This is a genomic window from Mucilaginibacter oryzae (assembly GCF_003148845.1).
In the GTDB taxonomy this organism is placed as follows: Bacteria; Bacteroidota; Bacteroidia; order Sphingobacteriales; family Sphingobacteriaceae; genus Mucilaginibacter; species Mucilaginibacter oryzae.
The window spans coordinates 1-12,037 of the sequence record NZ_QGHA01000012.1 but is presented as its reverse complement, the minus strand read 5'-3'; the positions used below and the strand labels follow the sequence as shown (position 1 = coordinate 12,037).

General features: G+C 45.0%; 11 protein-coding genes. 8 read left to right on the top strand and 3 right to left on the bottom strand.

Features of this window, described 5'->3' with window-relative positions:
* Positions 1 to 115: 115 nt before the first annotated feature.
* The 3 genes from LX99_RS21380 to LX99_RS21370 form a co-directional block, all read right to left on the bottom strand.
* On the bottom strand, positions 116 to 883 hold the full coding sequence (locus LX99_RS21380) for an exodeoxyribonuclease III (RefSeq protein WP_109609681.1): 768 nt from the start codon (positions 881 to 883) through the stop codon (positions 116 to 118).
* 92 nt (positions 884 to 975) lie between these two features.
* Positions 976 to 1,686: a peptidylprolyl isomerase gene (locus LX99_RS21375; RefSeq protein WP_109609680.1), complete on the bottom strand. Its 711-nt coding sequence runs from the start codon at positions 1,684 to 1,686 to the stop codon at positions 976 to 978.
* A gap of 162 nt (positions 1,687 to 1,848) precedes the next feature.
* On the bottom strand, positions 1,849 to 2,196 hold the full coding sequence (locus tag LX99_RS21370; protein WP_109609679.1) for a hypothetical protein: 348 nt from the start codon (positions 2,194 to 2,196) through the stop codon (positions 1,849 to 1,851).
* A gap of 194 nt (positions 2,197 to 2,390) precedes the next feature.
* Here LX99_RS21370 and LX99_RS21365 point away from each other — a divergent pair, with 194 nt between their 5' ends.
* From LX99_RS21365 to LX99_RS21325, 8 genes are all read left to right on the top strand, one after another.
* The gene (locus LX99_RS21365; protein ID WP_109609678.1) at positions 2,391 to 2,714 is read left to right on the top strand and encodes a hypothetical protein; all 324 of its coding nucleotides are present in this window, start codon (positions 2,391 to 2,393) and stop codon (positions 2,712 to 2,714) included.
* Positions 2,715 to 2,786: 72 nt separating this feature from the next.
* Entirely contained in the window at positions 2,787 to 5,297 is a 2,511-nt protein-coding gene (locus LX99_RS21360; RefSeq protein WP_109609677.1) for a TonB-dependent receptor, read from the top strand.
* A 176-nt stretch (positions 5,298 to 5,473) separates the two neighbouring features.
* On the top strand, positions 5,474 to 6,451 hold the full coding sequence (locus LX99_RS21355; protein ID WP_109609676.1) for an alpha/beta fold hydrolase: 978 nt from the start codon (positions 5,474 to 5,476) through the stop codon (positions 6,449 to 6,451).
* A 69-nt stretch (positions 6,452 to 6,520) separates the two neighbouring features.
* The gene (gene tsaE / locus LX99_RS21350) at positions 6,521 to 6,937 is read left to right on the top strand and encodes a tRNA (adenosine(37)-N6)-threonylcarbamoyltransferase complex ATPase subunit type 1 TsaE (RefSeq protein ID WP_109609675.1); all 417 of its coding nucleotides are present in this window, start codon (positions 6,521 to 6,523) and stop codon (positions 6,935 to 6,937) included.
* Between the two features lie 53 nt (positions 6,938 to 6,990).
* A complete protein-coding gene (locus LX99_RS21345; protein ID WP_022832216.1) occupies positions 6,991 to 8,217 on the top strand; it encodes an alanine dehydrogenase in 1,227 nt (408 codons plus the stop codon).
* Positions 8,218 to 8,219: 2 nt separating this feature from the next.
* Positions 8,220 to 8,900, top strand: coding sequence for a M15 family metallopeptidase (locus LX99_RS21340; protein ID WP_109609674.1), 681 nt, complete (start codon positions 8,220 to 8,222; stop codon positions 8,898 to 8,900).
* 421 nt (positions 8,901 to 9,321) lie between these two features.
* Positions 9,322 to 10,341 (top strand): YihY/virulence factor BrkB family protein, encoded by a 1,020-nt coding sequence (locus LX99_RS21330; RefSeq protein ID WP_109609672.1) that lies wholly within the window; start codon positions 9,322 to 9,324, stop codon positions 10,339 to 10,341.
* A gap of 382 nt (positions 10,342 to 10,723) precedes the next feature.
* Positions 10,724 to 11,905, top strand: a complete 1,182-nt coding sequence (locus LX99_RS21325; RefSeq protein ID WP_170122737.1) for an IS4 family transposase — start codon at positions 10,724 to 10,726, stop codon at positions 11,903 to 11,905.
* Positions 11,906 to 12,037: the final 132 nt, after the last annotated feature.

Genomic DNA, 12,037 nt, shown 5'->3' with positions numbered 1-12,037 from the left:
ATCGATCCGTGTCTCCACAGATCGGCAGGTTTTGTCTTCACGAATCAGTTGCTTTTACATTGAGGCAAAGGCGTTCGCATCTTCACTACCGCCTGTTATATAGCAATAATGCTCTTTAAAACTCCAACTCCAGCAGCACCGGGCAATGATCTGAATGCTTAGCCTCAGGCAATATCGCCGCCCTGCGGATATTAGCTTCCAATGGTGTACTGGCCATAGCGTAATCAATACGCCAGCCCAAGTTTTTGCCGCGTGCCCCGGCTCGGAAACTCCACCAGGTGTAATGATGAGGTTCTTTGTTAAGGTGACGGAAGGTATCGATGAAACCGCCTTCAATAAAATTCTCCATCCATTCACGCTCTTCAGGCAAAAAGCCTGATGAGTTGGCGTTTGATTTCGGGTTATGGATATCGATAGGTTTATGGCAAATATTATAATCGCCGCAAACTACCAGGTTAGGGATAGTCACCTTAAGCAAGGTAAGGTATTTCCCAAACTCATCTAAAAACCGGTATTTAAAAACCTGGCGCTCATCACCGCTCGAACCCGACGGAAAGTACACGCTCATTACAGATACCTCGTCAAAGTCAACCCGGATACAACGGCCCTCACGGTCAAAATCGGGAATGCCACAGCCGTATTCGATGTGCTTCGGGAGGATTTTGGTAAAAATAGCCGTGCCGCTATAACCTTTCTTTTCGGCAGGGAACCAATAGTGCTGGTAGCCCATAGCATCAACAAGCCCAAGATCTGTCAACACATCGGGTGTTGCCTTTATTTCCTGCAGGCAAACAACATCGGCATCGGTGGCCTGTAGCCAGGCCAGCCAGCCCTTGTTAATAGCCGACCGGATTCCGTTCACATTATAAGTGATTATTTTCATATGTCCCCTACCCCCCTTAAAGGGAAATTTTTTATTTGCAATGTTAATGAATGTAAGATTTTATGATCCGGGTAGCTTCTTTCCCTTCCCCTTCAGGGGGCCGGGGGGCCTAAGATTTTATCTAACTGCCTGCATTGCTTTTTGCTCAATAACGTTACTGTCATCGGCACATCAGTAACCGGCCTGTCATTGCCATCCTTTTTAACGGCGGCTATCCTGTCTACCATATCAATACCGGCAACTACCTCGCCAAATACGGTGTAGTTTTGATCAAGGTGCGGTACCCCTCCCACCGTTTTGTACCAATCCCGTTGCCAGGCAGGTATTTTTCGCCCTTTAAGTCGGGTGTTCTCCAGGGTATCCAACTTGCCGTCGGTAAAGCGTTTGCCTTCGGTGATATAAAACTGGCAGCCGCTTGATGCTTTGGTCGGGTTTTCATCGCGCGCGGCACCCAATACGCCGCGTTTGTGAAACAAACTATCACGGAATTCGGCAGGGATAGTGTAACCCACATCCCCGTTGCCAAGCTCGGCGCCTGGCTTTGCCTTCACTGGATCTTTTGATTCCGGGTCGCCGCCCTGGATCATGAAGTTTTGGATTACCCGGTGAAACAATGTGCCATTGAAAAAGCCCTTTTTGGTGAGCTTGATAAAGTTATCCCTGTGTAAAGGCGTTTCGTTGTACAAACGGATAATACAATCACCATAAGCGGTATGGATACGCACATATTGATTTTTAGGAGGGCCTGCAAATGCGGCAGTAAACGTTAGTAAGAGGGCGCTTAAAATAAAAAGTTTCTTCATCAGGATTTTCTGTCTGAGCCGTAGTTTATCGAAATTATAAATTTTTAGAATTTAAGAAGGTTAACGGCTAATAAAAGTATGGTGGAGATGATGCCGGTTAATGTTGTCATGCTTCGCTATCACTCAGGCTTACAGCAAGATGTGCAACACTCACTGCAAAAATCAAATCACTCCCAACTCTTCAAAATAAGCAATAATCAGCGATTTTATTGTCATCTCCTGCTCAAGCAGGGTATAATTGGGTATTACTTTTACACGTTTCCAATGCGGCCAGCCGTCCTGGTCAAGCCCTTCCAACTCGTAAAAACCCATCATGCTGAATAACCTGCAGGTTGCAATATGCATCAACTCTTCCTTTTGGCGCTTGCTGAACTTGCGCGGCCCCTGCCCCAGCTCCTGTACCCCTATTAAAAACAGCATTACTTTAATGTCGGGCTTTTCGTTGTCAAAATCCTCGGCGATGTATTGCTGCAGCACTTCCCATTTTTTATTGATCTCGGCGGGTTTCATAGTTTGCAAAGATAGGGTAGTTCATGGTTGATGAATCATAGTTCGTAGTAAAAAAGACGGAGAAATGTTTTTATAACGAAGATTGCCATGAACCATCAACCATGAACTAAGTAAACACAATTGTTACGATGTTGCATTAATATTCCCGTTTTAATACTTACTTTTGCGTTATCCCGTTTAATGGGGGTTAACTTGTGCAAAACAAACGCCTACATATCCTATTCGCATGGCTGCTGCTGCTTAGCTTTGTTGTTGGGCAATACGCTGTTTATTCGCACCAGCACGCGCTTATTAAGGGCATAACCAAAAGCAGTCACATCGCTGCCGACAGGGCAACCGTTAAAGAAAAATGTTCGCTGTGCGATGCCATGCACCATGCCGATGCCGTGGTTGTTGTTGGTAACTTATTTTTAATACCCCTCGCGCCATCTGCTCATGTTTTTAAGCAGGGCGATTACAATTTTGTAAGCATCGCGCTCATCCTCGCGGCCGGCAGGGCACCTCCTGTAACGGCGTAACATCCGCTTTATTTACTTTTTCCAAACAGGCCGCCTTTACAGGGGCATTTATCTACTTTTTAAGTTTTCGTTATGAAATTAAAGCTTATCAGCTTCGCTATATTATTGTTTTTATCCGTTCAATTTGGCGCCCCCGTGCATGGCGCTCCGCTTAACTCCAAAATCAACATCATTGAAGATGCCACCGGCAGTCTTTCAGGTACTATAACTGATAAAGCCGATGGTAAACCAATTATTGGTGCCACCATCAATATCCCCGATTTACGCAAAGGCACTATTACCGATGTAAATGGCAAATACAGCTTTGCCATAGTACCTAAGGGTGTTTTCCTGGTGCAGGTGAGTTATATAGGCTACCTTACAGTTACCCAAAGGGTCGACTTTTCAAAAACCAGGGTATTTGATGTACAAATGCAGGCCTCATCGCTTGAGGCGGGTGAAGTGGTTATTACCGGTGTAAGCAAAGCCACCGAAATGAAACGCAGCCCTGTGCCAATGCTGGCGGTAGGCAAAGCGTACCTTGAGCAACGTGCTGCCGCAGGCAACGTTATTGACCAAATCGCTACATTGCCGGGTGTAAGCGCGGTTACTACAGGCCCGAATGTATCTAAACCATTTATCCACGGGTTGGGATATAACCGGGTGATAACCTTACAGGATGGTATCCGCCAGGAAGGCCAGCAATGGGGCGATGAGCATGGTATTGAAGTTGATCAAAACTCGATAGACCGTGTGGAGGTGATTAAAGGCCCGGCAAGTTTAAGCTATGGTTCTGACGCTATCGGCGGTGTTGTAAACTTAATTTCACCCGCACCTGCTCCCGAAGGAAAGATATTAGGTTCGGTGCAGGGATTGTATGGCACTAACCAGGGCTTATACAATGGTTCGTTCAGGCTGCAGGGCAATCAGAATGGTTTAGTTTGGGGTACCGTAGTATCTGCCAAAGGCAGCAAGGATTATCAAAACGAGCATGACGGCCGTGTTTACGGCACCAACTACCGCGAAAAAGACGCCCGCATAATGGTTGGCCTCAACAAATCGTGGGGCTATTCGTACCTGCATGCATCGGTGTTTGATGATGAGCAATCCATCCCTGATGGCAGCCGCGATTCGCTTACCCGCAAGTTTACGCAGCAAATTACCGAAGATGGCGCGTTCAGGCCTATTGTGCCAAACTCGGTTTTAAATTCCTATAAAATACCAACGCTGCACCAGCACGTTCAACTTTACCGCATTTATAACAACAGTAATTTTATTTTAGGCAACGGTAACCTCGCGGTTAACCTCGGCTATCAATACAGCCACCGCCGCGAATACACGCACCCGCAGGATGCTGATGTTGCCGGCCTTAACTTACACCTGGCTACTTATACCTATGATGTTAAATACAACTTTAACATCGGTAACGATTATGAAACAACCTTCGGCGTTAACGGGCAGTATGGTAACAATACCATTGGCGATGCTACCGATTTTCCGATCCCGGCCTATCACCAGTTTGATGTAGGACCATTCTTTATTATCAAAAAAAGCTATGGCAAGTTAGATGTTTCGGCAGGCGCGAGGTATGATACCCGTTCTTTCTCAAACTCGGCGGCCTACGTTGATACCTTGGGCGCTAAGGGCTACCCGCAATTATACACCGGCAGCAACCCCGAAACAGCGGCTAACGTTACCAAACAGTTCGACGCCTTCAGCAAACGCTTCAGTGGTTTTTCCGGCAGCTTTGGCGCTACTTATAATGTGTCTGACGCGTTCCTGATCAAGGGTAATATTTCACGGGGTTTCAGGGCGCCAAGTATTGCCGAAATTTCGGCCAATGGCCCGGATCCGGGCTCTCAGATCTACCACGTTGGCGATAAAGACTTTAAACCGGAGTTTAGCTTGCAGGAAGATATCGGCACCTTTTTAACGCTGCCCAATATTTCGGCAAGTGTTGAGGTTTTCAATAATAACCTGAGTAACTACATTTATCAGCAACAGGTTTTAGCGGCCGATGGCAGCCCGGTTTACACGCAGGGATACAGAACATTTACTTATGTGCAAAGTAAAGCCCGTATTTACGGCGGTGAGGTGAATGTTGATTTACATCCCATTTCGTGGCTGCATTTTGAAAACGCGTTAAGCTTAACTTATGGCGAAAACAAGGGCAATGGCAGCCCGGTTGCAGATAGCCTGAAATACCTGCCCTTTATACCGCCTTTGCACACCCACTCCGAGCTTCGCGGAACATTTAATGGCGGCATCGGCAAGTTCAAAAGCATTTACGCGTTTGTTGGCTTTGACCACTACAGCGCACAGGACCGCTTTTTTGCAGCCTACGGAACAGAAACTTACACCCCCGGATATAACTTGCTAAGCGCGGGTTTTGGCGGTAACATTGTAAACAAGGCAGGCCAGCCGGTAATCAAGCTTTTTGTTGAAGGCACCAACCTTGCTAATGTTAACTACCAATCAAACATGAGCAGGCTTAAATATTTTGATAACCCTACCGTGCCCGAAGGCGTTCGGCCCGGTATATTTAACATGGGGCGTAACATCAGCTTTAAAGTTGTTGTGCCGTTCGGGTTTAATACCAAATAGCCCCAACCTGGTTTAAACTATATTTTTAAAAGCTCTGCCGATCTGGCAGGGCTTTTTTTGTGAAGGCGAAATACATACAAAGGCCTCTACGTGAATAATATCGTCACCTTTCCTTCAAACTCGCCCTTTAGGGGGCTGGAGGGCAAACATTTCATCTCCTACCCTGTATCTTTTACATGCGCAAAATATTAACCCCGCTCATCATATTGTTGGCAAGCATAGCGGCCTATGCCCAGTCGGATACACTTTCCATCAACCTCGAAAACGTTAAATATCCTTACCCGGTAAGCTTTTTGCCCGTAAAGGTTGAGGGACAAGATTTACGCATGGCCTATATGGATGTAAAACCAGCCAATCCTAACGGCAAAACAGTAATGCTTTTTCACGGCAAAAATTTTGGCGGCTATTACTGGACAGGCGTGATCCGCGCGCTTAGCGGCAAAGGCTACCGGGTTGTGGCGCCCGATCAGCTCGGTTTCGGCAAATCATCAAAAGCGTTTATCCACTATAGCTTTCACCAGCTGGCACGGATAAATAAAACGCTGCTGGATAGCCTCGGCATACCCAAAATAACCTTGCTGGGCCATTCAATGGGCGGGATGTTAGCCACCCGGTTTACGTTGATGTATCCCGAACGGGTTGATAAGCTGTTACTGGAAGACCCGATAGGCCTGGAAGATTACCGCACCTTTGTGCCTTACAACAGCGCCGAAGATGATTATAAAGCCGAACTAAAAACCAGTTTTAAAAGCGTAAAGAAATATTACGAAACCTCCTATTTCACCAAATGGAAACCCGAATACGATTACCTGGTTGCCATAGGCGGCGGCGTAACCAAAAGCGCCGACTTTCCGCGTTATGCCAAGGTTGCAGCGCTTACTTTCGAGATGATCTATGAGCAGCCGGTATGTTATGAGTTCGGTTTAATCAAAGTACCAACAGTACTTTTTACCGGTAAAGAAGATAAAACCATTGTGGGTAAAGCGCTGCTTAGCAACGATGAGAAAGCCAAACACGGGCAATATAAAATTTTAGGGCCTGAAACGGCAAAAAAAATCCCGGGCTACAAATTGATTGAATTTGATAATTGCGGACATATCCCTCATATTGAGGCGAAAGCGCAATTTTTGAAAGCGTTGCTGGCTAATATTTAATTTGAGTATTTTTGGTAAGCTCAATACACACATAACCGTTGTTGGGCAATGAAGTAAAGAATTATTATCGTGCAACTATCTGTTAATTCATTAGCCCAGCTACCGGCCGCCGCCAAAGCCATATTGGATAACGCGGCAAACCATAAGATCTTTTTATTTTACGGCGATATGGGTGCCGGCAAAACCACCCTCATTAAAACCCTGTGCGAAGAAATGGGCGTGGAAGAACCGGCCACAAGCCCTACATTCTCCATCGTTAACGAATACATTGGCCGCGACAGCCGCATTTTTCACTTTGATTTTTATCGCCTTAAAACACAAACCGAAGCGCTGGATATGGGCTACGAAGAATATTTTTACAGCGGGGCTTACTGTTTTATAGAGTGGCCCGAAAAAATTCCCGATCTGCTGCCCGATCACTATACAACGGTGAATATTAAGGTTGGTGATGATAACGCCAGGCTCATCAGTATCCAAAACTTTTAGTTCTATCATCCGGCTATTTTTACTATCTTCATCAGCCTTTTAAAAAATACATCATGAGTTCAGGGATCATTAGCGGGTTTTCGGATATTGCCAAACAGGCAATGATGCAGCCCCAGGAGTCGTTGCTTGAGGTAAAATCTAAGAAAAATCAGTTATACATCGGCATCCCCAAAGAGGTTTCCTTCCAGGAGAACCGGGTGCCGTTAACGCCATTATCAGTTGCGCTGCTGGTTAACAACGGGCACGAGGTACTGCTGGAAAGCAATGCAGGGCAGGCCGCCAACTTTTCGGATAAGGATTATGCCGACCAGGGCGGGCAGATCATCTATGATACCAAAAAGGTGTACGAGGCCGATATCATCATTAAAATAGCCCCACCAACGCTGCAGGAGATTGAGATGATGAAACCCGGGCAGTTGTTGATCTCTACCCTGCAAATGGCCACGCTGAAAGCCGAAAGCATCCATGCGCTGATGGCCAAAAAAATTACCGCGCTTAGTTTTGAGCACCTGCGCGATGAAGGTAATATCCTCACCGTGGTACGTGCCATGAGCGAAATAGTAGGCGCTACTTCCATCCTGATAGCTGCCGAATACCTGAGCAATGTTTTTGAAGGAAAGGGCCTGATGCTGGGCGGGATCACCGGCGTACCCCCTACCGAAATTGTGATTTTAGGGGCAGGCACCGTAGGCGAATATGCCGCCCGTACAGCGATATCATTAGGTGCCGAAGTGAAGGTTTTCGACCCATCGATATATAAGCTTCGCCGCTTGCAAAACAACATCGGCAGCCGGGTATTTACATCGGTGGTACAGCCCATTGTTTTAGAAAAAGCCATCACTACCTGCGATGTGGCAATAGGCGCCCTCCGTGCCGAAGACGGACGCAGCCCCTGTATCATCTCCGAAGCCACAGTGAGCAACATGAAGCGCGACTCGGTGATTATTGATGTGAGCATTGACCAGGGCGGCTGTTTTGAAACATCCGAAGTAACCAACCACACCCACCCGGTTTTTCGCAAGTACGATGTGATTCATTATTGCGTGCCTAACATTGCCTCGCGCGTGGCCCGTACGGCTACTTACGCGCTTACCAATATCTTCGCCCCCATTTTGCTGGATATTGGCGATCATGGCGGGATTAAAAATGTGATCTGGCAAAAATCGGGTGTCCGTAACGCGGTTTACATTTACCAGGGACACCTCACCAATAAACACATCGGCGACAGGTTTTCTATCCCCTGCAAAGATCTCGACCTGCTCATTGTATCGCACAGGTAATTATGAAGAGCTATTTTTATCTGTTGATGTTGATCCTGCTTAGTGTTGGCGTACAGGCACAGCACTACAAGTACATCGATAGTACAAAAATAAGCAATATTGCACGGTATAAAGTACAGGTAAAGGCTAATCCGGAGAAACAGCTTGTCGAAATAAAAAAATATATCCCGCAAATTGTTCTGGATATCCGCTATGCCACCACTAATAATTTTATGCACCGCCGCATGTACAGCGTTGCCAGGGCATACGCCCGGCTGCCTGTGGTGAAAGCCCTGCAGCAAGTAGAAGCTGAACTTAAAACTCAAAACTTAGGACTTAAGATTTATGACGCCTACCGCCCCTACTCGGTTACCGTAGATTTTTATGAAAAAACTCCGGATACCAACTATGTAGCTAATCCGCGTTTGGGATCAAAGCACAACAGGGGCTGCGCTATTGATCTTTCACTTATCGACCTGAAAACAGGGAAAGAACTGGATATGCCTACGCCTTTTGATAGTTTCAGCCGTAAAGCATCAGCTAATTACCCCAATTTAAAGCCCTTGCAGATCAGTAACCGCGAGTTGCTTAAAACAGTAATGTCCAAATATGGCTTCAGGGTACTCTCTACCGAGTGGTGGCATTATGATTTTAATGGCTGGGAAGATTATGAATTGCTTGATGTGCCTTTGCAGTGGTTGTGAGGTAGCAGGATGTGATTTTAAAACCGCCTGTTATAAAGCCTGTGGGTAGGTGTTCATCTTTCAAAAAAACAGGTGTTCAATTTTTAAAAAGCGGGTGTTCAGTGTTTTGCGATTGAAAATTGTAAGCATTTGATTTACAGGGTCAATATGTTCAATTTGAGGCTTTTGATCAAAAGCGCTGTTTTGTAATTTGTTGATTGATAATCGAATGAATTTTAATGAAAATATAAAGTGTTCACACTTTTTAAAACTGAACACCATCGATACATGGCGGTAAGTTGTTGGTGACAATATCCGAGCGCTGGCTGGAATGATATTAAAATCCGGTATAGCAAGATAAAAACATTACTTCCAATCCACAAAAGGCATCGTTATTGCTTAAACACAATTTAAACAACATTTACACTTATAAAAAACAGTTATGAAGTTTTTCAGCAAGGATTACTTTAAACAATTATGGAAAATTTTACTGGCTTCCTTTACCGGTTTCTCAAAAGATAATGGCTTAAAGCTAAGCGCTTCGCTGGCTTACTATACCGTTTTTTCTATAGCGCCGCTGCTCATCATCGTAATTTCGGTAGCCGGGCTTGTATTTGAAAAAGACGCGGTAACCAACAAGCTATACCCCGAAATTGTACGTTATGTTGGTCCGCAACCGGCGGCGCAAATTCAGGATGCTTTAAAACACCTCGCGCTTTCAGGCAAATCGGGCCTGGCAGTGGTTATTGGTGTTGGCACTTTGCTATTGGGCGCAAGCAGTATTTTTATCGAAATCCAGGACTCGCTCAATATCATCTGGCGTGTTAAAGCCCGGCCTAAAAACGGTTGGCTGCAATTATTACGTAACAGGTTCGTATCGTTTTCGCTGATCATCAGCCTGGGCTTTTTGTTGTTAGCCTCCCTTATCATCAACATTGTGATCACAGCTATAAAAGATCAAATCCAGCATTTTTTACCCGGTATCGATGCTGTGACCAAATTGTTAGTGCAAGGCCTTAACCTGGGGATTACCCTCGTGATTATCACCACGCTGTTTGGCATCATCTTTAAATTTTTACCGGATGTAAGGATCAGGTGGCGGGATGTGCGCGGCGGATCAATCTTTACTGCTATCCTGTTTATGTTGGGGCAGTACATTATCAGTTTGTATATTCATTATACCGCGCAGGGCTCGGCATACGGCGCGGCCGGTTCTATCATCGTTATCCTGGTTTGGATCTATTATACATCGGCAATATTATATATCGGTGCCGAGTTTACCCAGGTGTATGCCGAAGCAAGTGGAAGCCATATTGAACCCGCTCCTTACGCTGTACACATCATGCAAACAGAAGTTGAACATAAGGTGCGTGTGCTCCCGGCACAAAACCCGCAACTTCAGGGAAACTTGAAAAAGGCGGAAGATAAAATCGAGAAAGAGAACGAAGAAAAGAAGAGTTAATATCACACTCTCATCAACTAAAAAGCCATTGCATACTTATATAAGCAATGGCTTTTTAGTTTTATAAGTTCGGCTACCAGGGCGGTGCCGGTTAGCTCCCTCGCCGCCGCTCGGCTGGAGCCCATAGCCGTTAACTTAAGGATTTTTGTATTGAAGTGAATTTGAAAAGAGCATAAAGCGAGGCTTCGCCGTTGGGCAAAACCGATTAGATTTTCCCATATTTGTATAGTTTAAATATTTATTGAAAAGGCGGTTTGTTTCGAGGCAAGACCGCCTTTTCTTATATAAATATAACATTTTTTTTAAAAACAATGTGCTTTGCTAAGGAAAAGCACCTTTTATTTTTGATAAAAGTAAGTTTATTTCAGATGATTCGGATACATTGAACAGTTCCATCTGCGCCGTTATTAAGACCGATAAGATCGCAGAATTCGCCCACCGTAGCGGTTTTTGTCGCCGTAGTTCCAAACTTAAGCCGGAAGCATTTATTGATACGCTTGTATTCAACAGCATTGATCACCAGCTTAGCCTCCAGGATTGTTGCGATGACCTGATAAAGCAAAATGATAAGCCATTGAGCAAGGTCGGTCTTCATAAGCGGTTCAACGAAAGTAGTGTTGAATTTATGAAGCTTGTTTTAGCAGAGCAAATGGCTACCAAATTAGTTATCTACAATCACGATATATGGCAACCATTCTCGCGGGTACTGATTACCGACTCCTGTAAATTCTGCCTACCCGATGAATACAAGGAAAGTTATCCGGGTTACGGAGGAGCGGTTTCCAATCCGTTAATGAACATACAATATTCATTTGACCTCAAAAATGGAGATTGGGAGAATCTGGAGTTAACCAAAGCAACAAAAAACGATCAAAGTTATTCGAAGAAAACAGCAGGCCGCATAGCCAAAGATGATCTCCATATCCGGGACCTGGGTTATGTTACAATGGCTTATTTAAGAGGGGTTGCCGAGAGCAAAGCGTTTTTTCTAAACAGACTGCAACCGAAATGGAAACCCGTTGATAAGGCCACAGGCAAAGTGATTGACTGGTCGTTACTTTATGAGCGTATGCAGGCAAATAAACAGGTATGCTTTGAAACTGAAATCATACTTGACAAGGGTAAAAACGCGCTTGAATGCCGCCTGATCGTGGTACCAGTCGCGGAGCAAATTTCGGCGGAGCGGATAAGGAAAGCACAAAAGCAGGCAAAGAGCCGGGGGAGGGAACTTTCAGAAGAATACAAAGAACGCTGCCGTTTCAGTGTATTCATTACTAATGTAGATCAGGCTATCTTTAAATCAACAGATGTGATTGAGCTTTATCGTCTCAGATGGCAAATTGAACTAATCTTTAAAAGTTGGAAATCGCTGTTAAACCTCCGCCGGGTAAAACCTGTAAAAAAAGAACGGTTTGAGTGCATGCTACTTGCAAAGTTCATCTGGATATTAATCAACTGGAAAATCTTCCGATGTCTTGATGCCGCTATTAAAAAGAGAACAGAGAATATGCCTGCTCTCATTGGAAGTTCTTTAAACAAGCCAAACTATCGGCATACTCATTAAGAGCAGTAATGAACTATAACATCACCTTTGAAGCCTGGCTGGAGTTGTCTATCTTCCCAATTATAAAAAGTCTGCTTATTGAACCTAAGAAAGGTAAAAAAGCAAGCTTTTGTATCGTCTATGATGTATTTA

What these genes read in the sequence shown, in the direction of transcription:
- LX99_RS21355 (WP_109609676.1), top strand. Translation starts at nt 5,474, where the DNA reads ATGCGCAAAATATTAACCCCGCTCATCATATTGTTGGCAAGCATAGCG.
- LX99_RS21345 (WP_022832216.1), top strand. Translation starts at nt 6,991, where the DNA reads ATGAGTTCAGGGATCATTAGCGGGTTTTCGGATATTGCCAAACAGGCA.
- LX99_RS21340 (WP_109609674.1), top strand. Translation starts at nt 8,220, where the DNA reads ATGAAGAGCTATTTTTATCTGTTGATGTTGATCCTGCTTAGTGTTGGC.
- LX99_RS21375 (WP_109609680.1), bottom strand. Translation starts at nt 1,686, where the DNA reads ATGAAGAAACTTTTTATTTTAAGCGCCCTCTTACTAACGTTTACTGCC.
- LX99_RS21360 (WP_109609677.1), top strand. Translation starts at nt 2,787, where the DNA reads ATGAAATTAAAGCTTATCAGCTTCGCTATATTATTGTTTTTATCCGTT.
- LX99_RS21370 (WP_109609679.1), bottom strand. Translation starts at nt 2,196, where the DNA reads ATGAAACCCGCCGAGATCAATAAAAAATGGGAAGTGCTGCAGCAATAC.
- LX99_RS21380 (WP_109609681.1), bottom strand. Translation starts at nt 883, where the DNA reads ATGAAAATAATCACTTATAATGTGAACGGAATCCGGTCGGCTATTAAC.
- LX99_RS21330 (WP_109609672.1), top strand. Translation starts at nt 9,322, where the DNA reads ATGAAGTTTTTCAGCAAGGATTACTTTAAACAATTATGGAAAATTTTA.